Annotated in this window: 26 protein-coding genes; 11 read left to right on the top strand and 15 right to left on the bottom strand. The window is 72.1% G+C overall.

Translation table 11 applies throughout. The features are described 5' to 3' along the window. Window positions 1-62 precede the first annotated feature (62 nt). Together ACWCQK_RS31015 and hemL are read right to left on the bottom strand one after the other, a co-directional pair. Entirely contained in the window at window positions 63-791 is a 729-nt protein-coding gene (locus ACWCQK_RS31015; protein ID WP_451160588.1) for a histidine phosphatase family protein, read from the bottom strand. After that, the gene (gene hemL / locus ACWCQK_RS31010; RefSeq protein ID WP_451160586.1) at window positions 788-2,122 is read right to left on the bottom strand and encodes a glutamate-1-semialdehyde 2,1-aminomutase; all 1,335 of its coding nucleotides are present in this window, start codon (window positions 2,120-2,122) and stop codon (window positions 788-790) included. The genes ACWCQK_RS31015 and hemL overlap by 4 nt, the downstream gene beginning before the upstream one ends. Before the next feature lie 406 nt (window positions 2,123-2,528). On the opposite strand from hemL, the gene ACWCQK_RS31005 reads away from it, so the two are divergent. Beyond that, window positions 2,529-3,155, top strand: coding sequence for a hypothetical protein (locus tag ACWCQK_RS31005; RefSeq protein ID WP_451160584.1), 627 nt, complete (start codon window positions 2,529-2,531; stop codon window positions 3,153-3,155). A 124-nt stretch (window positions 3,156-3,279) separates the two neighbouring features. Here ACWCQK_RS31005 and ACWCQK_RS31000 read toward each other — a convergent pair whose 3' ends face one another. Further along, window positions 3,280-3,966 (bottom strand): DNA alkylation repair protein, encoded by a 687-nt coding sequence (locus tag ACWCQK_RS31000; RefSeq protein WP_451160721.1) that lies wholly within the window; start codon window positions 3,964-3,966, stop codon window positions 3,280-3,282. 318 nt (window positions 3,967-4,284) lie between these two features. Between ACWCQK_RS31000 and ACWCQK_RS30995 the strand changes: the two genes are divergently transcribed. Continuing rightward, entirely contained in the window at window positions 4,285-6,330 is a 2,046-nt protein-coding gene (locus ACWCQK_RS30995; RefSeq protein ID WP_451160720.1) for a TerD family protein, read from the top strand. A gap of 2 nt (window positions 6,331-6,332) precedes the next feature. Continuing rightward, window positions 6,333-6,893: a DinB family protein gene (locus tag ACWCQK_RS30990; RefSeq protein WP_451160582.1), complete on the top strand. Its 561-nt coding sequence runs from the start codon at window positions 6,333-6,335 to the stop codon at window positions 6,891-6,893. Window positions 6,894-6,984: 91 nt separating this feature from the next. Here the strand turns inward: ACWCQK_RS30990 and ACWCQK_RS30985 are convergent, their stop codons facing one another. The 7 genes from ACWCQK_RS30985 to ACWCQK_RS30955 form a co-directional block, all read right to left on the bottom strand. Then, window positions 6,985-8,253: an ArgE/DapE family deacylase gene (locus ACWCQK_RS30985; RefSeq protein ID WP_451160580.1), complete on the bottom strand. Its 1,269-nt coding sequence runs from the start codon at window positions 8,251-8,253 to the stop codon at window positions 6,985-6,987. A 127-nt stretch (window positions 8,254-8,380) separates the two neighbouring features. Continuing rightward, on the bottom strand, window positions 8,381-9,205 hold the full coding sequence (locus tag ACWCQK_RS30980; RefSeq protein WP_451160578.1) for a TIGR03943 family putative permease subunit: 825 nt from the start codon (window positions 9,203-9,205) through the stop codon (window positions 8,381-8,383). Continuing rightward, window positions 9,202-10,254: a permease gene (locus ACWCQK_RS30975; RefSeq protein ID WP_451160576.1), complete on the bottom strand. Its 1,053-nt coding sequence runs from the start codon at window positions 10,252-10,254 to the stop codon at window positions 9,202-9,204. Before ACWCQK_RS30975 ends, ACWCQK_RS30980 begins: the two co-directional genes overlap by 4 nt. A gap of 179 nt (window positions 10,255-10,433) precedes the next feature. Then, on the bottom strand, window positions 10,434-11,885 hold the full coding sequence (locus ACWCQK_RS30970; protein ID WP_451160574.1) for an ATP-binding protein: 1,452 nt from the start codon (window positions 11,883-11,885) through the stop codon (window positions 10,434-10,436). After that, the gene (locus tag ACWCQK_RS30965) at window positions 11,886-12,689 is read right to left on the bottom strand and encodes a response regulator (RefSeq protein WP_451160572.1); all 804 of its coding nucleotides are present in this window, start codon (window positions 12,687-12,689) and stop codon (window positions 11,886-11,888) included. A gap of 200 nt (window positions 12,690-12,889) precedes the next feature. Continuing rightward, on the bottom strand, window positions 12,890-13,489 hold the full coding sequence (locus ACWCQK_RS30960) for an FMN reductase (protein WP_451160570.1): 600 nt from the start codon (window positions 13,487-13,489) through the stop codon (window positions 12,890-12,892). Beyond that, window positions 13,486-14,610, bottom strand: a complete 1,125-nt coding sequence (locus ACWCQK_RS30955) for an LLM class flavin-dependent oxidoreductase (protein ID WP_451160568.1) — start codon at window positions 14,608-14,610, stop codon at window positions 13,486-13,488. Before ACWCQK_RS30955 ends, ACWCQK_RS30960 begins: the two co-directional genes overlap by 4 nt. 201 nt (window positions 14,611-14,811) lie before the next feature. Between ACWCQK_RS30955 and ACWCQK_RS30950 the strand changes: the two genes are divergently transcribed. Further along, the gene (locus ACWCQK_RS30950) at window positions 14,812-17,433 is read left to right on the top strand and encodes a TolB family protein (protein ID WP_451160566.1); all 2,622 of its coding nucleotides are present in this window, start codon (window positions 14,812-14,814) and stop codon (window positions 17,431-17,433) included. 124 nt (window positions 17,434-17,557) lie between these two features. Here ACWCQK_RS30950 and ACWCQK_RS30945 read toward each other — a convergent pair whose 3' ends face one another. Together ACWCQK_RS30945 and ACWCQK_RS30940 are read right to left on the bottom strand one after the other, a co-directional pair. After that, window positions 17,558-18,037, bottom strand: a complete 480-nt coding sequence (locus ACWCQK_RS30945; RefSeq protein WP_451160564.1) for a MarR family winged helix-turn-helix transcriptional regulator — start codon at window positions 18,035-18,037, stop codon at window positions 17,558-17,560. Window positions 18,038-18,107: 70 nt separating this feature from the next. Then, complete coding sequence (locus tag ACWCQK_RS30940; protein WP_451160562.1) at window positions 18,108-18,614, bottom strand: hypothetical protein; 507 nt, start codon at window positions 18,612-18,614, stop codon at window positions 18,108-18,110. 129 nt (window positions 18,615-18,743) lie between these two features. Here ACWCQK_RS30940 and ACWCQK_RS30935 point away from each other — a divergent pair, with 129 nt between their 5' ends. From ACWCQK_RS30935 to ACWCQK_RS30925, 3 genes are all read left to right on the top strand, one after another. Continuing rightward, window positions 18,744-19,082, top strand: a complete 339-nt coding sequence (locus ACWCQK_RS30935; protein WP_451160560.1) for a YnfA family protein — start codon at window positions 18,744-18,746, stop codon at window positions 19,080-19,082. Window positions 19,083-19,310: 228 nt separating this feature from the next. Then, complete coding sequence (locus ACWCQK_RS30930; protein WP_451160558.1) at window positions 19,311-20,087, top strand: SDR family NAD(P)-dependent oxidoreductase; 777 nt, start codon at window positions 19,311-19,313, stop codon at window positions 20,085-20,087. Further along, window positions 20,087-20,257 carry a hypothetical protein gene (locus tag ACWCQK_RS30925; protein ID WP_451160556.1) on the top strand — a complete coding sequence of 57 codons (171 nt, stop codon included), beginning with the start codon at window positions 20,087-20,089 and terminating at the stop codon, window positions 20,255-20,257. Before ACWCQK_RS30930 ends, ACWCQK_RS30925 begins: the two co-directional genes overlap by 1 nt. A gap of 3 nt (window positions 20,258-20,260) precedes the next feature. Here the strand turns inward: ACWCQK_RS30925 and ACWCQK_RS30920 are convergent, their stop codons facing one another. Both ACWCQK_RS30920 and ACWCQK_RS30915 read right to left on the bottom strand, forming a co-directional pair. After that, window positions 20,261-20,590 (bottom strand): hypothetical protein, encoded by a 330-nt coding sequence (locus tag ACWCQK_RS30920; RefSeq protein WP_451160554.1) that lies wholly within the window; start codon window positions 20,588-20,590, stop codon window positions 20,261-20,263. Beyond that, window positions 20,578-20,868 (bottom strand): hypothetical protein, encoded by a 291-nt coding sequence (locus ACWCQK_RS30915; protein ID WP_451160552.1) that lies wholly within the window; start codon window positions 20,866-20,868, stop codon window positions 20,578-20,580. The genes ACWCQK_RS30920 and ACWCQK_RS30915 overlap by 13 nt, the downstream gene beginning before the upstream one ends. Window positions 20,869-21,005: 137 nt before the next feature. Between ACWCQK_RS30915 and ACWCQK_RS30910 the strand changes: the two genes are divergently transcribed. Beyond that, window positions 21,006-22,271 carry a GNAT family N-acetyltransferase gene (locus tag ACWCQK_RS30910; protein WP_451160550.1) on the top strand — a complete coding sequence of 422 codons (1,266 nt, stop codon included), beginning with the start codon at window positions 21,006-21,008 and terminating at the stop codon, window positions 22,269-22,271. 142 nt (window positions 22,272-22,413) lie between these two features. Here ACWCQK_RS30910 and ACWCQK_RS30905 read toward each other — a convergent pair whose 3' ends face one another. Continuing rightward, window positions 22,414-23,607, bottom strand: a complete 1,194-nt coding sequence (locus ACWCQK_RS30905; protein WP_451160548.1) for an RtcB family protein — start codon at window positions 23,605-23,607, stop codon at window positions 22,414-22,416. A 240-nt stretch (window positions 23,608-23,847) separates the two neighbouring features. On the opposite strand from ACWCQK_RS30905, the gene ACWCQK_RS30900 reads away from it, so the two are divergent. The 3 genes from ACWCQK_RS30900 to ACWCQK_RS30890 all read left to right on the top strand — a co-directional run. Next, the gene (locus ACWCQK_RS30900) at window positions 23,848-24,729 is read left to right on the top strand and encodes a DUF3558 domain-containing protein (RefSeq protein ID WP_451160546.1); all 882 of its coding nucleotides are present in this window, start codon (window positions 23,848-23,850) and stop codon (window positions 24,727-24,729) included. 118 nt (window positions 24,730-24,847) lie between these two features. Continuing rightward, a complete protein-coding gene (locus tag ACWCQK_RS30895) occupies window positions 24,848-25,771 on the top strand; it encodes a DUF3558 domain-containing protein (RefSeq protein ID WP_451160545.1) in 924 nt (307 codons plus the stop codon). 153 nt (window positions 25,772-25,924) lie between these two features. Further along, a partial coding sequence (locus ACWCQK_RS30890; protein ID WP_451160718.1) for a DUF2637 domain-containing protein occupies window positions 25,925-26,100 on the top strand: 176 nt, incomplete at its 3' end.

Raw genomic sequence — 26,100 nt, 5'->3', positions numbered from 1 at the left:
GACGGCGAGGTTCCCAGCGATCACATGGGTCTGGCAACAATTGTTACGAACGTGTCATCGACCTAGGCCCCGAAGGCCTTGCCCTGCCCCTTCACCGGCTTGGCGCCGGCGAGCAGGTGGGCCGGGACGAGATCGCGGGCCGGCTCGGTGTAGCCGACGGACACGATCTTGTCGCCCTGGTACGTGAAGGTCGTCAGCGAGGCGAGCGTGCACTGCCGCTTGCGCGGGTCGTGCCACAGCCGGCGCCGCTCCACATAGGACCGCACGATCCAGATCGGCAGCTGATGGCTGACGAGCACCGCCTCGTGCCCGCGGGCCGCGTCCTTGGCGGCGTCCAGCGCCCCCATCATGCGCACGACCTGGTCGACGTACGGCTCGCCCCACGACGGCTTGAACGGGTTGACGAGGTGCTTCCAGTTCTCGGGATTGCGCAGCGCGCCGTCCCCGACGCCGAAGGTCTTGCCCTGGAAGACGTTGTCGGCCTCGATCAGCCGCCGGTCGGTCGCGAGGTCCAGCCCGTGCGCCTTGGCGATGGGCGTCGCCGTCTCCTGTGCCCGCTCCAGCGGGGAGGCGACGACGTACGTGACGTCGCGGGAGGCGAGGTGCTCGGCGACCCGGTCGGCCATCTGCCGTCCGAGCTCGGACAGGTGGTACCCGGGCAGGCGCCCGTAGAGGATCCCGTCGGGGTTCTCGACCTCGCCGTGCCGCATGAGGTGGACGACGGTGAGGTCGGAGCCGCGCTCCTCGCCGCCGCCGGTGTTGCCGTCGTTGCCGATGATGACGTCGCTCATGCCGCCGTGGCCTCCGCCGCCGCTCGGGCCGCCGCCGGAAGGGCGTCGGCGATGCGCTGCACCGCACGCTCGTCGTGGGCCGTGGACACGAACCAGGACTCGAAGGACGAGGGCGGCAGGTAGACGCCGTTCGCCAGCAGCGCGTGGAAGAAGGCGGTGAAGCGGAAGGACTCCTGCGCCTTGGCGTCCTCGTAGGTGCGGACCGGGCGGTCCGTGAAGAAGACGGAGAACATGTTGGAGGCGCTCTGCAGGGTGTGCGCGACGCTCTCCTTGGTGAGGGCCTCGGAGACGAGCGTCTGGATCTGCCGCGAGACGGCGTTGATCCTGTCGTACGCGGCGTCGTCGAGCAGGCGCAGCTGGGCGAGTCCGGCGGCGGTGGCCACCGGGTTCCCGGAGAGGGTGCCGGCCTGGTAGACGGGCCCGGCGGGGGCGAGGTGCGCCATGATGTCGGCGCGGCCTCCGAAGGCGGCGGCCGGGAACCCGCCTCCCATGACCTTCCCGAAGGTCATCAGGTCGGGTGCCACCCCGTCGATGCCGTACCAGCCGCTCCTGCTGGTCCGGAAGCCCGTCATGACCTCGTCGGAGATGAACAGGGCGCCGTTCTGGGCGCAGGCGGCCTTGAGCCCCTGGTTGAACCCGGGCAGCGGCGGCACGACGCCCATGTTGCCGGGCGAGGCCTCGGTGATGACGCAGGCGATCTCGCCGGGGTGGGCGTGGAAGGCCTCGTGCACGGCCTCGAGGTCGTTGTAGGGCAGGACGATCGTGTCGGCGGCCTGGGCGCCGGTGACGCCGGGGGTGTCCGGCAGGGCGAAGGTGGCCACCCCGCTGCCGGCCGAGGCCAGCAGGGAGTCGACGTGCCCGTGGTAGCACCCGGCGAACTTGATCACCTTGGCCCGCCGGGTGAAGCCGCGCGCGAGCCGGATGGCGGACATGGTCGCCTCGGTCCCGCTGGACACGAGCCGCACCTGCTGCACGGGCTCGACCCGGGCGACGATCTCCTCGGCGAGCGCAACCTCGCCCTCACCGGGAGTGCCGAAGGACGTACCGCGCGAGACGGCGTCCCGCACCGCGGCGATGACCTCGGGGTGGGAATGCCCGAGGATCATCGGACCCCAGGAGCAGACGAGGTCGACATATTCACGTCCATCCGCGTCGGTCAGATACGGACCGGTGCCGGACACCATGAACCGGGGCGTACCCCCCACGGCGCGGAACGCGCGGACCGGGGAGTTCACCCCGCCCGGTGTGACGACGGACGCACGGTCGAACAGGGCCTGCGAAACAGGCGCTTCGTAGGGATAGGGCGCTCCTGAAAAGGGCGATTCGCTCATGACCTGCGACTTCTCCGACCTTCTCCGACTTGCTCGGACTCCGCTTGCTGGGTGACCTCCTCAGGGTAGGCCAGCGGCGGGAAAGGGCAGGGAGCAGCACGGCGCCCCCGCACCGGGGCCGCCCGCGAGGGGGGCCGGACCCCGGCGAACCGGTGGCCGCTCCGCCGCCGTCTGCGAAACTGGCACCTGAACACTGAGCCTCCCGGGCCCGTACGACCCCGGGAATACAAAGGCTTGCCCAGAGGCTTGCTCTCACGCCTCCTCGGGCCTCCCCGAGGCTGCGAAGATCCCGCGGACAGGTGTTTCGGCGCACGTTTCGGCGGGCGACCGTGGGGGAGGTCACTGACACGATGATCGGGTTGCGCGGCGGGGGCCACGCGTCCTAGAAAAGCAGTCGGGTGGAGATATGCATCGCGGTGGCGGACTGGGCGAGGGGACTGACGACCTGGGTCCTCGACGTGCCCGGCGGGGAAAGCACCGGCGCGACGTGGAGGAATCGGCAGAAGCGCATCAGGCTTATGGTGTACCGAGGGAGTCCGACCCGCGCGACCAAGAGGTCGGCCGGCTCCGGGCGGGGAGCAAGATGGGTGGTCGGGTGGGGGTGACCTACAAATACTTCGGCGCGCCGGACGGCGCGACCGCGGCCCGTGTCCCGATCTCGATGCGCCCCGAGGAGCTCGGCGGCGACGAACTCGGCATGAACGGCATGTTCACCAAGATCAAGCCGGAGACCATGGCGGCCATGGTCCTCACCGGCATCGAGGGCGTCCCCCTCAACCGGGTCCCGCCCCTGGAACTGGTCGTCCTGCACCCCGACTACGCGGTCGTGAAGCTCCCGATGACGGTGGTCGACCCCTTGCGTGACATAGGCGAGGAAGCGGTGGGCGCGGCGGCCTTCATCTGGTCGACGGTCCCGGACCGCGGCGGTCCTCGGGACGCGTTCAACGTGTACCAGCTGCTGCACGAATGGCAGGACTTCTCGCACCGCCTGCACGAGGCGGGGCATCAGCCGTACTGCCTGGTGTGGCCCTGACCCGGAGTTCTCCGACAGCGGGCGGGGTCCGCGGGCCTCGCCCCTGAAGCGCGAGAAGCGCGGCCTGATCAGGAGTCGGTCCGCCTCCGCGGCGGGATCGTGAGCCTGAGCGGGGTTCCGCCGGTCAGGCCACCGTGTTGTCGCGCTGTCGGCGCACCATCTCGTCGATCCACACGGGCGCGAACGGGGACGTACAGCCTGGAGAGGTCGGGTAGTCCTTGAGCACCTCCAGGCGCTCACCGATGGCGATCGCACGGGCGCGGTGCCCGGCGTGCTCGATCCCGATCTGAGCCAGGCAGTGGTTCATCGCCCACTGCAGCCGCTGGGGGGCGTCCCTCATCTCCGCCTCGACGACGTCGAGCAGTCCCGTGAGATCAAGACCCTCGGGCTTCTTCGCCACGCGTTCGGTGGTCAGCGCCCAGCCGGCACTCGCCACCGCCGGATCCGGGTCGTCGATCCAGGCCGTCCGCAGCGCTTCGGCGTGCGGGCTCTTCTTCACCACGTAGTTCACGAGCCAGTCGTGCACCTTGGGTGCGCGCGCCGCACGCACCATGGCGTCCAGCTCGTCCCGCGTGAACGCCTTCGGCCGGCAGACCAGGATCGCCAGCAGTCGCGCGGCGGTGTCGTCCGTCGCCCAGAGCCGGCCCGCGAGTTCCTGCTGGGTCTTGAGCCGCTTGGCGAGCGCACGCAGCTTGCCGAGGTGCACGCCGTGGTCGTCACCGTGCCTCTCGTTCACCGCACGCGCCTTCGGATCGTCGAGCCCGGCCAGCTCGGCGAGCACCTCGGCCAACGTCATCTCGACCACCGCCATCTCGGCCACCCCGCCCTCCCGCCCGTGACACGACCCTCCGCGCGTCCCACGAGCCTGCCACCCGTCACACGCGGGGTCAGCCTACGACGAGGGCGGGCGGTCGAGGCGGCCTCCCGTCTTCGGCCTGCGCGCGGCGCTCACCGCGCCCGTACCGCCGAAATGCCCGCCCGTCGACCGCTTTCGCATGCCCCGTACAGCCAGGCCACCCGAGCACTACAGTGCCCCGTGTGCGGCACGTCACACCGTGCTGTCCGCTGGGGAGCCGGGGGGTGATGTGTCCCGCCCGGATCGTGTTGTCCGGGGGGTTTTGTGCACGAGATGGTCAAGGGCTCGAACGTCACGCTGACGGACCTGAGCGAGAACGCCGGTTCGGTGATCGTCAGCCTGGGTTGGGTGAGCCCGACCGGTGAAGGCGACGCGGACGTGTCCGTGCTGTTGCTGGACGCGAACGGCAAGGTGGGCAGCGACGCCGACTTCTGCTTCTACAACCATCCGGTCGCCGCCGACGGCAGCGTCCAGCTGCTGGGCAAGACGCCCACCGCGGACGGGAGCGAGGACCGGATCAGCTTCGACCTGGCCGCGGTGCCGCCCGCCGTCGACCGGATCGTGGTGGCCGCCAGTCGGTACAACGGAGCCGTCTTCGGCGAACTGGAGGCTCTGCGGCTGTCGCTCGCGGACGGCGCCGGCGAAAGCCTCCTTCACTTCGCCATCGACGACGCCGACTCGGTGAGCGCGATCATCTTCGGCGAGCTGTACCGGCGGGCCGCGGAGTGGAAGTTCCGCGCGGTCGGGCAGGGCTACGACAGCGGACTGGCCGGTCTGGCGACGGACTTCGGCGTCGACATCGACGACTCGGCGGCCGTGGCCGAACCGCAGGACGGCGACGACGACGGTCACGACGACGCTCCCGCTGATACGGCGCTCCCGGTCCCGGGCCACGAGCCGCGACCCCAGCCCTCGCTGGAGGCCCTCCCCGCACCCCGCCGTCCCGCCGACGAGGCCGTGGGCGCGGCCCCCGTCGAGGCCGCACCGGAGAAGCCGGCCACCCGGCCTCGTACCGCCAAGAAGAAGGTCACTCTGCCCAAGGTGGCCAGGAAGTCCCTCGCGGAGAACGATTCCTGGAAGGTGGCCAGGCTCTTCCCCGTCTCGGCGCTCAAGAGCGACCGGGACCGTGAGATGCGCGCCACGTCCGTGCTGCTGTCGGTGATGGCGCAGGTCCCGGAGTTCGGCCGGCGCCTCACCGCCGCGTTCGGCGCTCCGGCCGGCCGCACGGAGACGTTCACCGAGGTCACGCTGCCGCACGGGGACACACCGCGACGCCCTGACGGAGTGCTCCGCATCGAGCGGGCCGGCAAGTTGTGGACCGCGCTGGTGGAGACCAAGACCAACGGCAACCCGCTGAGGGCCGAACAGGTACAGGCGTACATGGACATCGCCGCGCGGCGCGGCTACGAGGCGGTGGTCACGCTCTCGAACGACGTGGCGCTGGAAGGCAGTCCGCTCGTCGACGTCAAGGTCGACGGCCGGCGCAAGCACAAGGTGGCCCTCTGGCACCTGTCGTGGGCCGAAGTCACCTACCAGGCACAGATGTTGATCCGCCACGAAGGGGTCGGCAACCCGGCTCACGCCTGGCTGCTCCAGGAGCTGCTGCACTACTTGCAGCATGAGAACTCCGGCTGTCACGGCTTCCAGAACATGGGCCCCGCGTGGGTTCCCGTGCGCAACGGCATCGACGACGAGACCCTCTGCCAGGGAGACCCGCGCGCCCTGGAGGTCGTCGAGAGCTGGGAGCGGCTCATCCGTCAGGTCTGCCTCAGGCTCGGCGGCGAACTCGGTCAGAAGGTGCTGCCCGTCCAGCGTGCCAAGCGGGGCGCGGACCCGGAGGCGCGCCGCGGCGAGCTCGCCGATCGGCTCTGCGCCGACGGCCGGCTCCAGGCCGAGCTGCGCATCGAGGACACACCCGGTGTCCTCGGCATCAGCGCGGACCTGGGCACGGGCAAGCTGCGCACCTCCATCGAGATTCCGGCGCCCGAGCTGAGCTACCCGCTGTCCCAGGCCAAGCGTCTGGTCCGGCGCCTGGCCGACGCACCGGCGGACCTCCACGTCGAAACCCTCGTCACGGGCGAGGCCGGAGGACCGCGAGGCACCCTGGAAAGGCTGCGCCCCGAACCCGCGGACCTGGTCCCCAAGAACAACGGCGCCCAGATCACGGGCTTCCGTCTGACTCTCTCCAAGGGCATGGGAAACAGCCGGGGCAACGCCGAGTCCGGGTTCATCCGCAGCGTCGACGACGCCGTGCACCGCTTCTACACCACCGTCGTCGTGCACCTGGACCGGCCGGTTCCGCAACGAGCGGCGGTGTGAACATGGCCTCCACGGCCGGCCCCGTCAGAAGGGGCGATCTGTTTCCCGGTGCCGGCAGCGCCGGCCGCTTCGCCGGTCCCGCCACCGCCGGTGAGCGGCGGCTGCTCGTCGACGTCCTGGCCGCCCAGCGTGCCACGCTGGAGCTGAAGTGCTCAGGGCTGGGGCCGGAGTTGGGGCTGCGGCCCGTGCCGCCCTCCACGCTGTCGCTGCTCGGGCTCGTCCGGCATCTCGCCGATGTCGAACGGCGCTGGTTCAGGAGGGTGCTGGCCGGTCAGGACGCGCCCGCGCTGTTCTCGTCCCCGGCCGAGCCCGACGGGGACTTCGACGGGGCCGTGTCCGACCCGGCGGTGGCCGCGGCCTCCTGGCGGGCGTGGCGCGACGAAGTCGCCTTCGCCGAGGGGTTCGTGAGCGAGGCGGCCGACCTCGACGTCCAGGGCCACGACGCGTGGCGCGGGCCGGTGTCGTTGCGCTGGGTACTGATCCACATGGTCGAGGAGTACGCCCGCCACAACGGCCACGCCGACCTCCTGCGCGAGCGGATCGACGGCGCGATCGGGGTGTGAGGCGAGGGGGCGGGACGCGGGGCCGAGGCCGACAGCCCCTGGGTGTTCTCGCCGCGGCCACGGACCGACCCGCGTCGCCGTCCGGCTCACCTCACCCGACCGTCCGCAGCACGGTCAGCACGAGAGCCCGCGCCACCCCCACCACCTCCCGGAGGGACACGTGCTCCCGCGCGCTGTGCGCCACCCGCACATCCCCCGGCCCGAACTGCAGCGTCGGGATCCCGGCCGCCGCGTAGAGCCGTAGATCACTGCCGTACGGCGCCCCGCGCTCCCGGGGCCGCGTGCCGCCACCCACCTCGGCACAGGCGTCCCGCACCACCTCGCTCAGCGGATGCCCCTCCGTCAGCCGCCCACTGGCGAACTGGCCGCCCGGCCAGGTCACGGTCGCCGGATGCTCCCGCAGCCACGCGTCCCCGGCGCACGCCTCGGCCACACATCGCTCCAGCTCGGCCCGGGCCGCCGCGACGTCCTCACCGAGCCGGACCCCGAGCCGGCCCTCGGCCACCAGCAGGTCGGGCACGCTGCTGGCCCAGTCGCCCGCGCGCAGGGTGCCGACGGACAGGGCGTACGGAATCGGGTACTCCGCCATCAGCGGGGAGACGTCCTCGTTACGGGCGGCCTCCAGCCGGGCCAGTGCCTGGTGCAGCGGCAGATACGCGTCGATCGCGCTCACCCCGGCGTCCCGCGAACTGGCGTGGGCGGCCCTGCCGGGTACGGCGATCCGGAAGGTCAGCGCACCGGCGTTGGCGGTGACGACGGTGCCGTCCGTCGGCTCGGTGATGACACAGGCGTCACCGCGGTGGCCGCGGCGCAGGGTCCCGAAGGCACCGATGCCGCCGTCCTCCTCCCCGACCACGAAGTGCACGGCGACCCGGCCGCGCAGCCGCACCCCGGCCGCCCGTATCGCCGCCAGCGCGGCGAGGTGCGCGGCGAGTCCGGCCTTCATGTCGCACGCCCCGCGCCCGTGCACCATGTCTCCGCTCACCCTCGGCACGAACGGGTCGCCGTCCCAGGCGGCGGCGTCACCCGGCGGTACGACGTCGACGTGGCCCTGGAGTATCAGCGTCGGCCCGGCGTCACCGTCGGCACCGTCCGCCGTGCGCCCCACCAGACCCCACGCCTCGTCGCGCGGAGCCTCCGTGCCGGGGAAGGCGGGGTCCGCGAGCAGCGCGGGCAGGTCCATGGACCACAGGTCGACGTCCAGCCCGAGGTGCTCCAGGCGCCGGGCCAGGTGGTGCTGGATCTCCGACTCGGCGGAGCTTCCGGTCACACTGGGGATCGCGATCAGCTCCAGCAGCGTCCGGCCCACGGCCGCCTCGTCGATCGCCGCCAGCGCGGCCGCCTCCTCGTCGCTCGGCATCCGCCCGCCTCCGTCTCCCCGGTCCGGGAGCGACACCCGCCGCCCCCGGCACCCTCGTTCGGGGCGGCGCCGCCCGCCGCCCCGAACAGATGTCTGCTCACCCGGGGCCGCCCCCACACCGCACCCGTCAGGACGGGACGAGGGGGAGGGCGTCCGAGTAGGCGTTCAGCGGCTTCGCGATCTCCTCGACGGTACGGGCGTCCAGCGCGGCCGGGGCGGACTTCGTGCCCAGCGTCCCGCCCCCGTGCCAGGTTCCGGTGACGGACACCCAGGTGTCGGCGGGCAGCGCGGGGGTGCCGTAGATCCGTACCTTCACGGACTGGGCGTCCGCCGCGCAGCAGGTGAAGATGATGCGGGCCAGGTACCAGCCGCCCCCCTCACGGTCGGGCGCGACGAAGCCGGTCATCTGGACACTGCGCCCCTTGATGGCCTGCTCCCGGTCCTGCTGCACCCGGCGGGTGAAGTCGGTCAGGGTCAGCGGGACCGGCGAGGCCGCGGGCAGCGGGTCGAAGTGCCGTTGCTCCGTGACGGCCTTGGGGGCCTCGCGGGAGGCGGTGTACGCGCCGAGGGCGGGCGGCGCGAAGAACAGCAGGCTCAGCGCGGGGAGGAACAGCAGCCAGGCGACCCGGGGCACGGAGGAGTGATCATGCCCGTGGCCACCACCGTGGTCGTGGCCACCGCCATGCGGGTCCCCGTGTCCGTTCCCGTGAACGTCACCATGCTCCTCACCCTCACCGCCCTCCTGGCTGTCGCGGCCCTGATCCCCGTCCGCCACCCCCCGCCGCGACCCCGCCTCCGCCACCCCCAGGACGAGCAGCAGCACGCCGGACGCGATCAGCATCGGCCGCATCCCCTCGCGGACGTATCTCAGGCACAGGTCCGTGAAGAGCGAGGCGTGGAGCAGGCCGAGGCCGCTGAGGACGAGCAGGACGATCTGGAGAGGGCGTTTCACAGCAGGAACCCACCGATCAGCGCGCTGGCCAGGATGGCGACGACGGTCGTGGCGGCGGAGAAGCGGACCGCGAAGGCCCGCCCGAACGTGCCCGCCTGAAGGGCGATCAGTTTCAGGTCGACCATGGGTCCGACCACCATGAAGGCCAGCCGGGCCACGGGCGAGAAGCCAGTGAGGGAGGCCGCGACGAACGCGTCCGCCTCGGAGCACACCGCGAGCAGCACGGCGAGCCCGGCAAGGAACAGCACCGACAGCCAGGGCGAGCCGGAGAACGTGTCGAGCAGGGAACGCGGCACCGTCACGTTGAAGGTGGCCGCCGCCATGGCCCCGAGCACCAGGAAGCCGCCCGCGTGCAGGAAGTCGTGCTGGAAGCCGAGCCGGAACTCGGTCAGCCGACTGTGCCCGGGCCGGTGACCGGTGTGCCGTACGGCCGGCTTGAGCCACTTCTCGCGGCCCAGCAGGAGCCACAGCCAGCCCATGACGGCGGCGGTGCCGAGCGAGGCGAGCAGCCGGGCCAGCACCATCGCGGGGCTGCCGGGGAAGGCGATGGCCGTGGCGGTCAGCACGACCGGGTTGACGGCGGGCGCCGACAGCAGGAACGCGAAGGCGGCGGCCGGAGGGACACCCCGGCCGATCAGGCTGTTCGCGACGGGCACGGACGCGCACTCGCACCCCGGCAGGACGGCCCCGGCGATACTGGCGACCGGGACGGCCAGCACGGGCCGCCGGGGCAGTACCCGGGTGAACACCCGCGCCGGTACGAAGGCGTTGATCGCGCCGGACAGGGCGGTGCCGAGCAGCAGGAAGGGCAGGGCCTGGACGGTGACGGCGAGGCACACGGTCCGCCACGCCTGCACGGCCGGCGCGTCCATCCACCGGCCGGCGACGAACAGCGCCGTACCGGGCAGGACGGCCGCTCCCAGCAGGAGGAACGGCCAGGAGCGGGGCCAGGGCCGGCCACGGGCGTGGCCGTCGTCCCTCCCGTCGGTCTCCACGGAGGCCGCGACGGCCGCCTCCACCTCCTCGGCCGGTTCAACTGTCTTCTGCACGCCAGCTCCGAACGTCGGATGTCCGGACCGAAGATAACGGCCCGGACGGGCGCTCATGACGGCCTGACATACCGCAGAAAACCCATAAGAACATCAAGTTCTGCCCCGGTCCCCGGGCCCGGTCGTCAGTCGTCAGTCGTCAGTCGTCAGTCGTCTACCGTCAGCCTCGGGGCACGCCATCAGCCCCCGCTCCCCCGCCCCCGCCCCTCCTCCGTCACCGGCCCCCCGCCCACCGTGAAGCCGATCACCGACCCGCCCCCCTCCCGCCGGAAGGCGAACGGCGCGCCCCCGTGCGCCAGGGCCACCTCCCGCACGATGGACAGGCCGAGGCCGGAGCCGGGCAGCGCGCGGGCGTCGGCGGCGCGGTAGAAGCGGTCGAAGATACGCATCAGGTCGGCGTCGGCGATACCGGGCCCCCGGTCGAGGACCTCCACCCGGACCGTGCCCGGGCGCGCCGGGCCCGCGACGAGGATCTCGATGGGCGAGGTGCCGTCACGGTCGAACTTGGTGGCGTTCTCCACGAGGTTGGACACCGCCCGCTGGAGCAGCCCCGGCCGGCCGTGGGCCGTGGTGTCACCGCACGCGCGCAGTACGACCTCCCGGCCGGTACGGCGGCGGGCGAGACCGACGACGTCCTCGGCGATGTCGGCGAGGTCGACGCGCTGCGCCGGTTCGGCGTCGGACTGGCCGGCGGCGAGGTCGACGAGCTCGTTGACCAGATCGGTCAGTTCGCGCGCCTCCTGGGTGAGGTCGGCGACCAGGTCCTCCCGGGTGGCGGGCGGGAGTTCGTCGATCCGCCGCAGCAGCGAGATGTTCGTACGCAGCGAGGTGAGCGGCGTGCGCAGTTCGTGCCCCGCGTCCTGGACCAGCCGCCGCTGGTCCTCCTCCGACTGGGCGAGCCGGCCCAGCATGCGGTCGAAGGCGCGGCCGAGGCGGCCCACCTCGTCGTAGCCGGTCACCGGCACCTGCACACCGAGGCTGCGGGTGCGGGCGACGTCCTCGGCGGCCGAGGTGAGCACGACCAGCCGGCGGGTCACGCGCCGGGCCAGCCACCAGCCGAAGAGTCCCGCGGCGGTGACGACGGCCGCCATCAGCGCCAGCGTGCGCTGCTGGAGCGCCCGCAGCAGGTCCTCGGTGTCGCTGAACTCCTGCGCCACCTGCACCGCGCCCCGGCCGCCGCCGAGGGCGACGGTCACGATGCGGTAGACGTCGTTGCCGACGTCGACGTCCTCGTGCTGGGTGATCCGCCCGGCGGTGGCGGCCGCGGCGATCAGCCGGTCGGCCGCGGTGACCGGCAGCCCCGGGCTGCCGCTGTCGACGACCGCGCCGTCCGGGCCGAGCACCTGCACGTCCGTACGGGCGGGCCGTACGACGTCGTGGCCGGGCGCGGAGGAGGAGAAGTCGTCGGGCGTCATCCGGTGCTGGCCGACCTCGTCGCGCAGGTCCTGCACGACCTCGTCGAACACGGTCTGCTGGTCGACGCGCACGAGGCGGGCGGCGGAGCCGTACGACAGGATGCCGACGAGGACGGTGACGACCGCGGTCACCGCGGCGAACGACACCGCGAGGGTGGTGCGCAGCGAGAGCAGTCCCGGCCGGCGTCTGGTCAGCAGCCGCCGCAGGCGGCCCACTCAGTCCTCCCGCAGCACGTAACCCACGCCGCGCACCGTGTGGATCAGCTGCGGCGCGCCGGGCTCGTCGAGCTTGCGGCGCAGGTAGCCGACGTAGACGGCGAGGTTCTTGGAACCGGGTCCGAAGTCGTAGCCCCAGATGCGGTCGTAGATGGTGGAGTGGTCGAGGACGATGCCCGCGTTGCGCACCAGCAGTTCCAGCAGCTCGAACTCGGTGCGGGTCAGCTCCAGCTCGCGTGCGCCGCGCCAGGCCCTTCTGGCCTGCGGGTCCATGCGCAGCCCCGCCGCCGTGATGTGCCGCTCGGACGGCACCGGCCCGGCCGCCGAGCCGGCCGGGGAGTCCTGCGCGGAGCCGGGCGCGGGGGGCGCCGGCGTCTGCGGCGACGGCTCGGGTGCCGTCCCGCCCGGGGTGCCGGCGGCGGTGTCGGACTCGTTCGGGCTGGTGCGGCGCAGCAGGGCGCGCAGCCGGGCGAAGACCTCCTCGACGTCGAACGGCTTGACGACGTAGTCGTCCGCGCCGGCGTCCAGGCCCGCGATCCGGTCGGCGGTCTCCACCAGCGCGGTCAGCATGAGGATCGGGGTGCGGTCGCCCTCGGCGCGCAGGACCCGGCAGACCTGGAGGCCGTCGATGCCGGGCATCATCACGTCGAGAACGAGCACGTCCGGCGGGGTGCGGTGGGCGTGCGCCAGCGCCTCGACACCGTCGGCGACGGCGGTGACCCGGTAGCCCTCCAGGGCCAGGGCACGCTCCAGGGCGTGACGGATGGCGCGGTCGTCTTCGGCGAGGAGCACAGTCTGGGGCACGCACCCAGTCTGCCAAGGTTCCGGGATCCTACGACCTGATGATCTCGCCCGGAGCACCCTTCTTACTGGCCTCTCACCCTCCCGGACGCACCCCGGAACCGGCCGCCCGCCGTGCCCTCACCCACTCCGGCCGCCGGCCCCTCGCAGCCCGTTAGCCCAAGCCCGCGCGCCGCAACCCGCGGGCCCGTACGTCCGTTCCCTCAGCCCGTGGGCCGCAGCGCGGCGAGCCGCTCCGCGAACGGCACCACGTCGAGGTCGTCCTTGGCGGGCTTGGCCGCCGACAGCCCCCGCATCAGCGCGGCCAGCTCCCCCGCCGCCCGCTCGACGCGCTCGGGCAGACCCTCCGCGCCCCAGTCCTCCGAGGCGGCGTACACGCCGGTGGGGACGACCACGGCCCGCAGATAGGCGAAGAGCGGGCGCAGGGCGTGGTCCAGGACCAGCGAGTGCCGGGCGGTGCCACCGGTGGCGGCGACCAGCACCGGCGTGCCGGCCAGCGCGTCCTTGTCGTGCGCGCCGAGCACGTCGAAGAACGACTTGAACAGTCCGCTGTACGACGCCGAGAACACCGGTGTGACGACGATCAGCCCGTCGGCCGCCGTCACGGCGTCGAACGCGGCGGACAGCTCCCGCCCGGGGAAGCCGTTGGTGAAGTTGTGCGCGATCTCCACGGCGAGGTCGCGCAGCTCGATCACTTGGACGTCCGCCGGGGCCTGCTGGCCCACGGCGGCGGCCAGCCGGTCGGCGAGCAGCCGGGTGGAGGACGGGACGCTCAGTCCCGCGGAGACGACGACGAGCTTCATGCGACGCTCACCCCTTCCTGGGAACCCTGTGCGTCGTCGGCCTTCGGGGCGTCCTTGGCCGCGAGCAGCGACTGGTGGGTCGGCGCGTCCGGCACACCCGCCGGGCGCCTGGCCGCGAACTCCTTGCGCAGCACCGGCACGACCTCCTCGCCGAGCAGGTCGATCTGCTCCAGCACGGTCTTCAGGGGCAGTCCGGCGTGGTCCATCAGGAACAGCTGGCGCTGGTAGTCACCGGCGTACTCACGGAAGGACAGCGTCTTCTCGATGACCTGCTGCGGGGAGCCGACGGTCAGCGGGGTCTGGTCCGTCATCTCCTCCATCGACGGACCGTGCCCGTAGACGGGCGCGACATTGAAGTAGGGGCGGAACTCGCGCACGGCGTCCTGCGAGTTCTTCCGCATGAACACCTGGCCGCCGAGGCCGACGATCGCCTGCTCGGCCGTGCCGTGGCCGTAGTGCGCGTACCGGGTCCGGTAGAACTCGACCATCCGCTTGGTGTGGTCGGCCGGCCAGAAGATGTTGTTGTGGAAGAAGCCGTCGCCGTAGAAGGCGGCCTGCTCCGCGATCTCGGGCGAGCGGATCGAGCCGTGCCAGACGAACGGCGGTACGTCGTCCATCGGCCGGGGAGTCGAGGTGAAGCCCTGGAGCGGCGTGCGGAACTTGCCCTCCCAGTTCACCACGTCCTCGCGCCACAGCCGGCGCAGCAGGGCGTAGTTCTCGATGGCCAGGTTGATGCCCTCGCGGATGTCCTGCCCGAACCAGGGGTAGACCGGCCCGGTGTTGCCGCGGCCCATCATGAGGTCCATCCGGCCGTCGGCCAGGTGCTGGAGCATCGCGAAGTCCTCGGCGATCTTCACCGGGTCGTTGGTGGTGATGAGCGTCGTGGAGGTGGAGAGAACCAGCTTCTCGGTGCGCGCCGCTATGTACCCGAGCATGGTGGTCGGGGACGAGGGCACGAAGGGCGGGTTGTGGTGCTCGCCGGTCGCGAAGACGTCGAGCCCGACCTCCTCGGCCTTCAGCGCGATGGCGACCATGGCCTTGATCCGCTCACGCTCGGTCGGCGTACGGCCCGTGGTGGGGTCAGCGGTGACATCGCCGACGCTGAAGATTCCGAACTGCATGGTCGCTCAACCTCCAAGTTGTTTACTGTTCAACTATACCCCTCCAACGAGTCCGGGTCACCAGGTATTCCGCCCCGCCGCCATGACCCCGCCCCTTCGGCCGCGACCCGGCGTTCGAACACCCCCTGGAGCACGGCCCGGCGAGGGGCAGGTGCAGAATCGCCCTGATCACAGCGGTGATCCCAGAGGGGCGGGGCAGGGATGAGATCAGGTAGAAGACGCGCCACGCTGTGGCAGGCGCTCGGCGGCGCGGCCTTGGCGGCGATTCTGACGGCCGGGGGAACGGCGCCGGCGGTCGCCGACGCCCCGAAGCAGGTCCCGGATGTGGTGGGCCTTCAGGGAGACGTGGACGACACCGGGCACACCGGTTACCTGGGACCCGCGTCCTTCCTGGCCGAGGGCGACGCGGTGTCCGGCTGGACATCCATGATGTCGGGCGCCTACACCGGCCGGGTGGCGTACTTCTCCGGGACCGCCGGTTCGCAGGACTGGACCGTGTCGGTACACCCCGGCCTGTCGGTCGGCACCCACCCCACCTCACGGTTCGGCGACGACACGACGCCGGGTGTCGACTCGGTCGCGCTCGACGTCGACGGGGCCGGGCGGGGCTGCAACATCATCACCGGCAGCATGAACGTGCGGCAGGCCGAGTGGGCCGAGGACGGCACTCCGCTGGCCTTCGCCGCCGACTTCTCGGTGCGGTGCGAGGGCAGGACACCGGCCACCCGCGGCATCGTCCGCTACCACAGCACCGTGCCGTGGCACATGGCGGCTTCGCCCGGCGCCGGTGGCGTGACCACGGTGGTCAACTCGAGCGACCGGATCACCTTCCCGGTCACCGCGTACGGCGTCGAGCCCACCGTCTTCGGAAAGGCGTCGCTGGTCGCCGAGGTACGGCGCGGGCACCCGTCCTGGTCTCTGGGCGAGGACACGTGCAGCGGCCGGACCCTCGCCCCGGGACAGAGCTGCTCCGTCTCGGTCACCTTCGCCCCGCTGGAGTACGACACCGGCGATTTCGCGGCCGTGCTGCTGCCGGACGGCAACACCGACCCCACCGGGAAGACCTCCTCGCTGGCGATGCAGGCGACGGGCACCGCCAAGCAGCTGACCGGGCAGCCCGTGCATGTCTACGCCTACGGGCAGAGCCGGTCGGCCGTGGTCACCTGGAGCGCGCCGGACCAGTACCCGAGCGGCTGGACGTACAACAGCTCCGGCTCCTGGCGCGTCTACCGGGTTCAGGGCTCGACCCGGACCCTGGTCGCCACCACCGACGGCCTTCGCACGTTCAGGGCGGTCGTCACGGGGTTGACGCCCGGGGACAAGGCCACCTTCGAGGTGTCCGGCCCGTGGGGCGCGCCGATGTCGCTGCCGGTTGCCGCCACAGTGCCCACCCGGGAGCTCGTCTGGGCCGGGGACGACGTCAGGGGCGTGCTCGACCGCACCTCGATCACGCCCTCGGGAATGACCCACAAGTTCGGCGACCCTGCTCCCTACCTGCGGGACCTGGCGGTCTCGGCCACCGGGAACCGGTACGCGGGCGTCTTCGGCGAAGGCGGGTTCACCGTCGGCGGCGAGGACTACAGCTCCATCGCACTGGGCGATCTGACCACCGGCGGGTCCCTCCCCACTCCCGCGGCGCTTCTGCAGTCCGACGCCTGGATCTCCGACCGCGCCCCGGTGTTCTCCCCCGACGGGAAACGCCTGGTCTTCTCCCGTGGTGCGACCGGCGACGACCCGGCCCGCACTCTCAAGTCCCTGGATCTCGCGACCGGCACGCTCACCGCGGTCGACGGCGGTGCCAAGGCGGACGATCCGGCCTTCACCCCGGACGGCAAGGCGCTGATCGCCACCGACCTGTCGGTCACTCCGAGCCGGCTGGTGCGCGTCGACCTGGTGAACGGCGCCCGGAAGGTGCTGGCCGGCACCGGAGGCGCCTCCCGGCCCGCGGTGTCCCCCGACGGCGGCACCATCGCCTTCGCCGCCCCGGGCGGACTGTGGAAGGTTCCGGTCGCGGGAGGAACAGCCACGGCGGTCACCGGCACGGCCGGGGCCCTCGCCACCGACCCCGCGTGGTCCTACGACAGCTCCAGGCTGTACTTCGCCTCCGGCGCCGCGGTCAAGGCGGTGCCGGCGGCCGGCGGTGCCGCCGTGACGGTCGCCGAGACCGGCAGCACGGAGAGCGACGCCGTCGCCCCGACGGAGATCTACTCCCCGCTGCCTTCGGTGGCCACCACGCTCACCATGAGCGTCTCCAAGTCCACGGTGGCCTACGGCACGGCGGTCACGGTCAGCGGCACGCTCGGCCGCGCCGGCGGTGTCGTGGCCGGCCAGACGGTCGCCCTGCAGTTCCAGGCCGCGGGCACCACCACCTGGAAGACGGTCGCCAACCGCACCACCGGCACCTCCGGCACCGTGTCGGCCTCGGTGAAGCCGACCGGCCGGGGTCATTTCCGGCTGGCGTACGCGGGGAGGACCGGCACCGACACGGCGGCACAACTGCGCTCCGCCGCGTCGGCGAGCCGCTTCGTCCAGGTGAACGCCGTGGTCACGGCCAAGGCTTCGACCGCCTCGATCCGGCTCGGAAGCACGGTGAAGGTCACCGGGAAGGCCGTACCGGCCGAGACGGGCACCCGGGTGTCGCTCCAGCGCTGGAACGGCACCGCTTGGGTGACCGTCGGCTCCGCCCGGCAGAGCTCCACGGGCGCCGTCTCGCTCTCGGTGAAGCCCGCGGCGCGTGGCTCGTACAGCTACCGCCTGTTCAAGAGCGCCACCACGCGGATCGGCGCGGCGGCGTCCCCGACCCTGCGCATCAGGGTGCGCTGACCGGCGCAGCCACACGTTCCCCACACCATGGAGTCCGGGCGGGCCCATCCACTCAGGGCCCGCCCGCTCAGACCCAAGCCCGATCGACGCCAGTCCCGATCTGCGCCCATCGGGCACCCGGCCTCTAGACGCGCCCCTCCCGCAACCGGGCGACCTGCTCCCCGCTGAAGTCCACCGTCCGGCGCATGTGCCCGATGATCAGGGCGAGTTCGGTGTCGTCCAGACCGTCGAAGAGGGCGGTCCAGCCGCCGCCCAGCCGGTCCCACATCCGCCCGAACTCGGCGATCTTCTCCGGCACGGTCGCCACGAGCACCCGCCGCCGGTCGGCCGCGTCCCGCTCCCGGACGACGTAGCCCGCCTTCTCCAGGCGGTCCACCAGCCGGGTCGCCGACCCGGTCGTCAGGCCCGTCAGCTCCGCGATCCGGCCCGTGGTCACCGGACCGCCCTCCAGTGTGAGCAGGTTCAGACACTGGAGGTCGGTGGGGTGCAGGCCGATGTGGTCGGCGACGGCCTGGTTGAACAGGGCGTAGGAGGCCATGTAGCGGCGGGAGACGGATGACAGCTCGTCCAGCAGCCGCGACCGCTCGTTCTCGGACCCGGACATGCCCCGCTCCTCTTCGTCTGCGCCGTGCAGGGATCGTACGGCGCGCAGTGCTCGCCACGGCCGGACGCGGTCAGAAGTAGTACGAGTCCCCCGTGTCCAGAACCAACACCCGCTGCTTGTCGTTCGCCCGGTTGCCGTCCACCGCGCCGCCGCCCCACGCCGTGTCGATCTCCAGCGTCACCTCGTCCGGCCGGTCCCGCAGCCGCAGCACCACGACGATCTGGTCGCCCAGCCCGTCCGCGGCCAGCGCGCCCGTCCGGCACACCACGTCCCGCGCCGCCGTACGCACACACGCCTGCGGCAGCTGCTGCCCGTCCGCGAGCGGCTTCGACCAGCGCAACAGCACGCTCGCGTCCGGCACGGCGGACGGTCCGTGGTTGCGCGGGGTCAGCCGGACCTCGACCCGGCCGCCGCTCATGGTCGCCGCGCCGTGATACGCCAGATCGGCCTCCGGCACGCCCGCGGCACCGGCGAACGGCGCCGCCCCGCCGACGACGGCCAGCGCCGCACCCCACACCGCGAACCCCCGCGTCCCGCGTGCCCTGTGTGCCCTCGGCGTCCCGTCCGTAACCCGCATGCCGCCACCACTCCTCGCTCCACCGCCGTCGCATGGATGTCGCATGGATGTATCCCACGCGGAGCCGACGGCAGGCGCCCTCCATCAGGTGACACCGGAGCCGTCCGAGGGCCGTGCGAGGCTGCTCCCATGCCGATCGTCCGCTCCGCCGCCCTGTTCGCCGTCGCCGCGCTCTTCGAGATCGGCGGCGCCTGGCTGGTCTGGCAGGGGCTGCGCGAGCACCGCGGCTGGCTGTGGATCACCGGCGGTGTCCTCGCCCTCGGCGCGTACGGCTTCGTCGCCACCCTCCAGCCCGACGCCCACTTCGGCCGCATCCTCGCCGCGTACGGCGGGATCTTCGTCGCCGGCTCGATCCTGTGGGGCGTGGTCGCGGACGGCTTCCGCCCGGACCGCTGGGACCTCGCGGGCGCGCTGATCTGCCTCGCCGGGATGGCCGTGATCATGTGGGCCCCGAGAAACGGCGGCTGACCGGAGGCCGACCCCCGCGCCCGGGGAGAGCGCCACCCGTACGACCGACCCCGGTCGCCTACCCTGGTCAGAAAACGATCGCTTGCGGCCACGGACCGCGCGCACACCGGAAAGCCCCGCTCGACGTGGACGCCCGGCGCTCGCGAGACGTCCGCGCACGCGAGACGCCCGCACGACCGGAACGTCCGCACCCGGTACACCCCGCCCGCACGCACGAGGAGCAGTCCCATGGCCACCGCCGCACCCTCCGCCGCCTCCCGCATCGCCGTCGTCACCGGTGCGAGCAGCGGAATCGGCGCCGCCACGGCCCGGCAGCTCGCCGCGGCCGGCTACCGCGTCGTCCTGACCGCCCGCCGCAAGGACCGCATCGAGGCCCTCGCGGAGGAGCTCACCGAGGCCGGCCACTCGGCCACGGCGTACCCGCTCGACGTCACCGACCGCGCGGCCGTCGACGAGTTCGCGAGCGCCTTCAAGACCATCGGCGTCCTGGTCAACAACGCGGGCGGCGCACTCGGCGCCGACCCGGTCGCGACCGGCGACCCCACGCAGTGGCGCACGATGTACGAGACGAACGTCCTGGGCACGCTGAACCTCACCCAGGCCCTGCTGCCCAAGCTCGACGCGAGCGGCGACGGCACGATCGTGGTCGTCTCCTCCACGGCGGCCCACGGCACGTACGAGGGCGGCGCGGGCTATGTCGCCGCCAAGCACGGCGCCCACGTCCTCGCCGAGACCCTGCGCCTGGAGATCGTCGGGCGGCCGGTCCGCGTCATCGAGATCGCACCCGGCATGGTCAAGACCGACGAGTTCGCGCTGACCCGCTTCGGCGGCGACACGGAGCGGGCGGCGAAGGTCTACGCGGGCGTCGCCGACCCGCTGACGGCCGACGACGTGGCGGACACGATCACCTGGGCGGTGACCCGCCCGGCCCACGTCAACATCGACCTCCTGGTCGTCCGCCCGCGCGCCCAGGCGTCCAACACGAAGGTCCACCGGGACGCCTGATGGCGGACTCCGAAGGGCTCCCCGACGACCCCGCCCGCGGCGCCGAGAAGCGCCGCCTCGCCCAGGAGACCAAGGACGAACGCCAGGTCTGGATCTTCCTGGCCTACTTCCTCTTCGGCATCCACGTCATCGCCTTCGTGATGATCTACGCGGTGCGGCACGCGAAGTGAGTCTCAGGGCACCGCGCACTCGGGGTCGTCGACGATCACCGCGTTCGCCGGGATGATCACGACATCGTCCTCGTCCTCCGGCTGGACGAACCGCGTGGTGGCGTACCCGCGCCTGCCGTCCCCGACGCACTTGGTGGCGAGGTTCCCGAAGCCGTCCGGGAAGTTGTACACCTCGGCCGGGCTGTCCTCGCCGGCCCCGCCCGCCACCGGGGCGTCGGCCTTGCCCCGCTCCTGGTAGTGCTGCCTGGAGCAGCCACCGAGCAGGGAGACGAGCAGCAGCGCACCGCAGCCGACCGCGAGGCCGCGCCCGTGGGCCCGCCTCAGGAGGCGCACGACTCGTCCTCCACGATCTGCACGTTCGACGGCCCGGTGGCGTTCGTCGTGACGTAGGCGCGAAAGCCGTGCCCCACGCACTTGGTGGCGAGGTTCCCGAAGCCGTCGGGCATGTTGAAGACCTCGGCCGGGGTGTCGTCGCCCGCCTTGCCCCGCACCGGGGCGTCGCCCTTGCCCCGCTCGTCGTTGTAGCTCTGCGAACAGCCCGCGAGAACGGCCCCCGCGGCCAGGACCAGGGCCGCGGCTCCCGCGGCCGCGCGTATGCGCTCACGTCTCATCGAAAATCCCCCGTACTGGTAGGTCGGACCTACCTCGCAAGACAGCCCGGGCCCGGCTCCGGTTCCCGCCGCCCGGAGCGGGGATCGGGGACCGCGCCGGACCCGGTCCCCGCGGCTCTGGCCTAGGGTCGGTGTCCGTGGACAGACACCTGCCCTTCGAGGCCCTGCACAACTTCCGCGACCTGGGCGGCTACCCGGCCGGCGACGGCCGCCGGGTCCGCCCGCGACGCCTGTTCCGCTCGGACTCCCTCGGCAAGCTGACACCGGGCACGCAGGACTGGTCCCGCTTCCTCGCCCTGGGCGTCCGCACGGTGGTGGACCTGCGCCACCCCTGGGAGATCGAGAGCCGGGGCCGCGTCCCGGCCCACCCCTCCTTCGCCTACCACCACCTCGGCATCGAGCACCGCCCCTACGACCAGGCGGCCCTGACCCCGGACATCGACCCCGGCCCCTACTTGGCCGAACGGTTCATGGAGGTCGCGCAGGACGGCACGAAGGAGCTGCGTGCCGCACTGGAACTGATCGCGGAGTCGGCGCGGTCGGACGCCCCCCTGGTCTTCCACTGCGCCTCGGGCAAGGACCGCACCGGCCAGCTCGCCGCCCTGGTCCTCTCCCTGCTGGGGGTCCCGGACCAGGTGATCATCGAGGACTTCAGCCTCACGGAACTGGCCACCCGCTCCCTCCTGGCCGACTGGCGGACCCGCAACGGGGGCCGCACCCCCGCCTGGCCGGGCTTCGCCCGCGCCCCCGAGTCGGTGATGCGTCTGTTCCTGGCCTCCCTGAACGCCCGCCACGGCTCGACGAACGCCTACGTGAGCCAGGCCCTGGGGCTGGATGCGGAAGCCCTCTCCGCCACCCTGCGCGCCCACCTGCTGGAGCCGGTGCCCACCACCTGGCCGGCCCCCGCCTACCGCCGGGCGACCGCCGCCGACGCCCCCGCCCTGGTCCGCCTGCGCGACACGGCCGCCCTCTGGCAGCTGGCCCGCGGGATCGCCCAGTGGCAGCCCGGCGAGAAGGACGAGACCCACTTCCGCACCCGGATGCGCGAGGGCGAGGTCTGGCTGGCGTACACCGGCGACCATCTCCACGGCGCCTGGGAACTCTGGTGGGACGACCCGGCGGCCTGGGGCCCCCGTCCCCCGGAGGCGGGCTACATCCACCGCCTCATGACCACCCCGCACACGGCCCCGCCGGGCACCGGCCGCGCCATGCTGGCCCAGGCGGAATCCCGCATCGCCGCCACCGGCCGCCCCTACGCCCGCCTGGACTGCCTCGCTTCCAACCCCCGGCTGCGCGCGTACTACGAGTCCGCGGGCTACACGGTGGTCGGCGAGCAACGGGCGAAGGACGGCGGATCGGGCAGCCCGTACGCGGTGACCCTGCTGGAGAAGCGCCTCGGCTGACACCCGGAGAAGCGCTTCGGCCGGCACCCGGGGAGAAACCGGAGAAGCCGCTCGTCCCGCATGCGCGGGGCCCGGGCGGCACACACCACCCGGGCCCCGCACCTGTGCGGCACCGACCCCGCGCGACGCCGACGCGGGCGTCTCAGCCCTTCACGCAGACGACCTGCTTCAGCTTCGCCACGACCTCCACGAGGTCGCGCTGCTGGTCGATGACCTGGTCGATCGACTTGTAGGCCCCCGGGATCTCGTCCACGACACCGGAGTCCTTACGGCACTCCACGCCCCGCGTCTGCTCCTCCAGGTCCTTCGTCGAGAAGCGCCGCTTCGCCGCGTTGCGGCTCATCCGCCGACCGGCGCCGTGCGACGCCGAGTTGAAGGCCTTCTCGTTGCCGAGGCCCTTCACGATGTACGAACCCGTGCCCATCGAGCCCGGGATGATCCCGAACTCGCCGGAGCCGGCCCGGATCGCGCCCTTGCGGGTCACGAGCAGGTCCATGCCGTCGTAGCGCTCCTCGGCCACGTAGTTGTGGTGCGCGCTGATCTCCGGCTCGAAGGTCGGCTTCGCCTTCTTGAACTCCTTGCGGATCACGTCCTTCAGGAGCGCCATCATGAGCGTGCGGTTGTGCTTCGCGTACTCCTGCGCCCAGAACAGGTCGTTGCGGTACGCCGCCATCTGCGGGGTGTCCGCGATGAAGACGGCGAGGTCACGGTCGACCAGCCCCTGGTTGTGCGAGAGCTTCTGGGCCACGCCGATGTGGAACTCGGCCAGTTCCTTGCCGATGTTCCGGGAGCCGGAGTGAAGCATCAGCCAGACGGAACCCGTCGTGTCCGTGCAGACTTCGACGAAGTGGTTTCCGGATCCGAGCGTTCCCATCTGCTTGGTGGCGCGCTCCTGGCGGAACTTCACCGCGTCCGCGATCCCGTCGAACCGCCCCCAGAAGTCGTCCCACCCCGCCGTCGCCAGCCCGTGGAAGCCGCCCGGGTCCACGGGGTCGTCATGCATGCCCCGCCCGACCGGAATGGCCTGCTCGATCTTCGAGCGCAGCCGCGACAGATCCCCGGGCAGGTCGTTCGCCGTCAGCGAGGTCCTCACCGCCGACATGCCGCAGCCGATGTCGACCCCCACCGCGGCCGGGCAGACCGCACCCGCCATCGCGATGACCGACCCGACGGTCGCGCCCTTTCCGTAGTGCACGTCCGGCATCACGGCCAGACCCTTGATCCACGGCAGGGTCGCGACGTTCTGGAGCTGGCGCAGCGCCACGTCCTCGATCGTCGCGGGATCGGTCCACATCCGGATGGGCACCTTCGCCCCCGGCAGCTCCACGTACGACATATCGTCCTCATTCCCCCACGAAAAAGATAAAAGCCTTGAATCGCAAAACCGGCGCCAAGGTCGATGAATGGGACAACGGACCGGCGTCCACGGCAGTGCGTGCGATACACATTGTCTCCAGGGAGCGCCCCCGTGCGGCAAGCGAATAACCAGCGGGGACACTGGCGGCCCCAGGATCGTTTCCTGGGCGGACACCCACACCGGCGCCCGCCGGGACACACCGTCGAAAGGAGCCTCACCGTGCAGCGGAAGGCGTACGTAACCGGCGTCACCGCACTCATCGCGGTGCTGCTGGCCGGCTGCACCGCTGGCTCAGGCGAGGGCGACACCACGGACAACTCCAACCCCGGCCAGCCCGGTACGGCGACGGCCGCGGCCCAGCCCGGCAGGTACCGCACGCTCCCGGAGCCCTGCGGCGTGGTCGGCGACGACACCCTCGACGCCCTGCTCCCCGGGCTCGCGCAGATCACCGACCAGGAACAGCGGGACACCGCCTACCGGGGCGAGGCGACCCTGACGTACGACACCGACCGCAAGGTCGGCTGCCGTTGGAAGGTGGACTCGGCGGACGCCACCGACCACCTCCTCGTCGACTTCGAGCGCGTGGTGTCGTACGACAACGCGGTGAGCGACGACAACCAGGCCGAGCGGCTCTTCGCCACGCGCGTGGAGGCGGCCGACCTCCCCGAGCCGACCGCCGTCACCCCGACCGAGGCCGGATCGGCGTCGACCGACCCGAGCGGCACACCGACGTCGCCCTCGTCGTCCTCATCGCCGTCACCTTCCTCCTCGCCGTCCTCCTCGCCGTCCGCCTCGGGCGCCCCGGGAGGCCAGAACCCGTCCCCTTCCTCCTCCTCTTCCTCCTCCACCGCCCCCTCCGACCTCCAGCCCCGCACTCTCGACGACCTCGGCGACGAGGCCTTCGTCGACGACCTGCTCAGCAGCTCCGGTTCGACGGCCAAACAGCGCACGGTGACTGTGGCGTTCCGCACGTCCAACGTCATCGTCACCATCGAGTACGAGGAGCAGCCCGCCACCGTCGGCGTCGTCCCGGACAGCAAGGAAATGCAGGACAGGGCCAGGAAACTGGCCGCGCGACTGGCCGACTCACTGGGCGGTTAGCGCCACTTCCGCACCCGCCCGCACCTGTCCGCGAAGCGAACGAAGCGCGACCGCGCGGCTTCTTCACCGCGTACCGTGGCCCCTCGGACCCGACCCGACCGCAGGAACCACGAGCGTCATGAGTGAAGGAACCATGCAGCGACGAGCCCAGCGAGACGACCAGCCCGACCAGCGAGTCCAGCGAGCCAAGCGCCTCCGCCGCGCCCTTGTCGGCGCGGCGGCGGTCCCCGTGATCCTGGTCGCCGCGGGCTGTTCCTCGGACTCCGGCTCCGACGCCGGCTACGACTCCGCCGCCGGCTCCGACGACAGCGCGCAGCAGGACTCCGGCGACGGCGCGAGCGCGTCGCCGACGGTCCAGGCGGCGGCGTACCAGAAGCTGCCCAAGGTGTGCGCGGTACTGCCGTCGAAGACCCTGACCGAACTCGTACCGAAGGCCGCGAAGTCGGGCAAGGCGGGCACGTCGAACGACTCGGCGTCACGCGGCAGCTGCTCCTGGAGCAGCCTGGAGAACAAGGGCGTCAAGGGTTCGCAGTTCCGCTGGCTCAACGTCTCCCTGCTGCGCTTCGACTCCGACACCTCGCGCGGTACGGGCGAGAAGCAGGCGCAGGCGTACTACGGGCGGCAGATCCAGGACGCCCAGGCGGTGGCGGGTGCGAAGAACGCGAAGTCGGAGCCGTTGGCCGGGACGGGCGACGAGGCGACCACCGTGCGCTACGACCTGAAGAAGAAGGAAGGCGCCTTCAGGCAGCAGACGGTCGTGGCCCGGGTGGAGAACGTGGTCGTCACCCTCGACTACAACGGCGCGGGACTGGCCGGCGAGAAGACCCCGAGCGCCGAGGCTCTGGTGAAGGCGGCGCAGAAGGCCGCGAAGCAGGCGGTGACCGCGGTGGCGTCGGCGAACGGCGTCGGCACCGCCGGCGCGGGCACGGCGAAACCCTCCCCCTCGAAGTCGTCGTCCGCGTCTTCGTCGAAGGCCCCGTCCAAGTCTCCGTCGAAGGCGGCGAAAGCCTCCCCTTCCCGCTCAGCGTCGAAGAAGCGCTGACTGTCACACCTGGCGGTCAACGCCCTGCTCGTTACGCCTTTTTGACGGAGTCCGGCCCCCTCGGGACCGGGCTCCTGGCCTACCGGCAACGCGCCCGACGTACACATGTGCCACTCTGTTGCGCGCAACAACACGCAAGGGGAGGGGAGTACGGTGGCCGCGCCACTGCAGCTGACTCGGATGCACCGCGTTCTCATCGGCGTGGTCGTGGCCGGCGCCGTGATCATCGCCGGCATCGGCTTCGCCGGTTCGTACGCGGCGGTCCGTGAGCTGGCGATCAAAAAGGGCTTCGGGGACTTCGCCTACGTCTTCCCGATCGGCATCGACGC

It is taken from the genome of Streptomyces sp. NPDC002306 (assembly GCF_053593435.1).
The sequence above is the reverse complement of the archived record's forward strand: the minus strand, read 5'-3'. Positions and strand labels throughout refer to the sequence as shown.

Bases quoted from the DNA above. Each gene is read 5' to 3' on its own strand.
- ACWCQK_RS31015 (WP_451160588.1), bottom strand. From the start codon at position 791: ATGAGCGACGTCATCATCGGCAACGACGGCAACACCGGCGGCGGCGAG.
- hemL (WP_451160586.1), bottom strand. From the start codon at position 2,122: ATGAGCGAATCGCCCTTTTCAGGAGCGCCCTATCCCTACGAAGCGCCT.
- ACWCQK_RS31005 (WP_451160584.1), top strand. From the start codon at position 2,529: ATGCATCGCGGTGGCGGACTGGGCGAGGGGACTGACGACCTGGGTCCT.
- ACWCQK_RS31000 (WP_451160721.1), bottom strand. From the start codon at position 3,966: ATGGCGGTGGTCGAGATGACGTTGGCCGAGGTGCTCGCCGAGCTGGCC.
- ACWCQK_RS30995 (WP_451160720.1), top strand. From the start codon at position 4,285: ATGGTCAAGGGCTCGAACGTCACGCTGACGGACCTGAGCGAGAACGCC.
- ACWCQK_RS30990 (WP_451160582.1), top strand. From the start codon at position 6,333: ATGGCCTCCACGGCCGGCCCCGTCAGAAGGGGCGATCTGTTTCCCGGT.
- ACWCQK_RS30985 (WP_451160580.1), bottom strand. From the start codon at position 8,253: ATGCCGAGCGACGAGGAGGCGGCCGCGCTGGCGGCGATCGACGAGGCG.
- ACWCQK_RS30960 (WP_451160570.1), bottom strand. From the start codon at position 13,489: ATGAAGCTCGTCGTCGTCTCCGCGGGACTGAGCGTCCCGTCCTCCACC.
- ACWCQK_RS30955 (WP_451160568.1), bottom strand. From the start codon at position 14,610: ATGCAGTTCGGAATCTTCAGCGTCGGCGATGTCACCGCTGACCCCACC.
- ACWCQK_RS30950 (WP_451160566.1), top strand. From the start codon at position 14,812: ATGAGATCAGGTAGAAGACGCGCCACGCTGTGGCAGGCGCTCGGCGGC.
- ACWCQK_RS30945 (WP_451160564.1), bottom strand. From the start codon at position 18,037: ATGTCCGGGTCCGAGAACGAGCGGTCGCGGCTGCTGGACGAGCTGTCA.
- ACWCQK_RS30940 (WP_451160562.1), bottom strand. From the start codon at position 18,614: ATGCGGGTTACGGACGGGACGCCGAGGGCACACAGGGCACGCGGGACG.
- ACWCQK_RS30935 (WP_451160560.1), top strand. From the start codon at position 18,744: ATGCCGATCGTCCGCTCCGCCGCCCTGTTCGCCGTCGCCGCGCTCTTC.
- ACWCQK_RS30930 (WP_451160558.1), top strand. From the start codon at position 19,311: ATGGCCACCGCCGCACCCTCCGCCGCCTCCCGCATCGCCGTCGTCACC.
- ACWCQK_RS30925 (WP_451160556.1), top strand. From the start codon at position 20,087: ATGGCGGACTCCGAAGGGCTCCCCGACGACCCCGCCCGCGGCGCCGAG.
- ACWCQK_RS30915 (WP_451160552.1), bottom strand. From the start codon at position 20,868: ATGAGACGTGAGCGCATACGCGCGGCCGCGGGAGCCGCGGCCCTGGTC.
- ACWCQK_RS30905 (WP_451160548.1), bottom strand. From the start codon at position 23,607: ATGTCGTACGTGGAGCTGCCGGGGGCGAAGGTGCCCATCCGGATGTGG.
- ACWCQK_RS30895 (WP_451160545.1), top strand. From the start codon at position 24,848: ATGAGTGAAGGAACCATGCAGCGACGAGCCCAGCGAGACGACCAGCCC.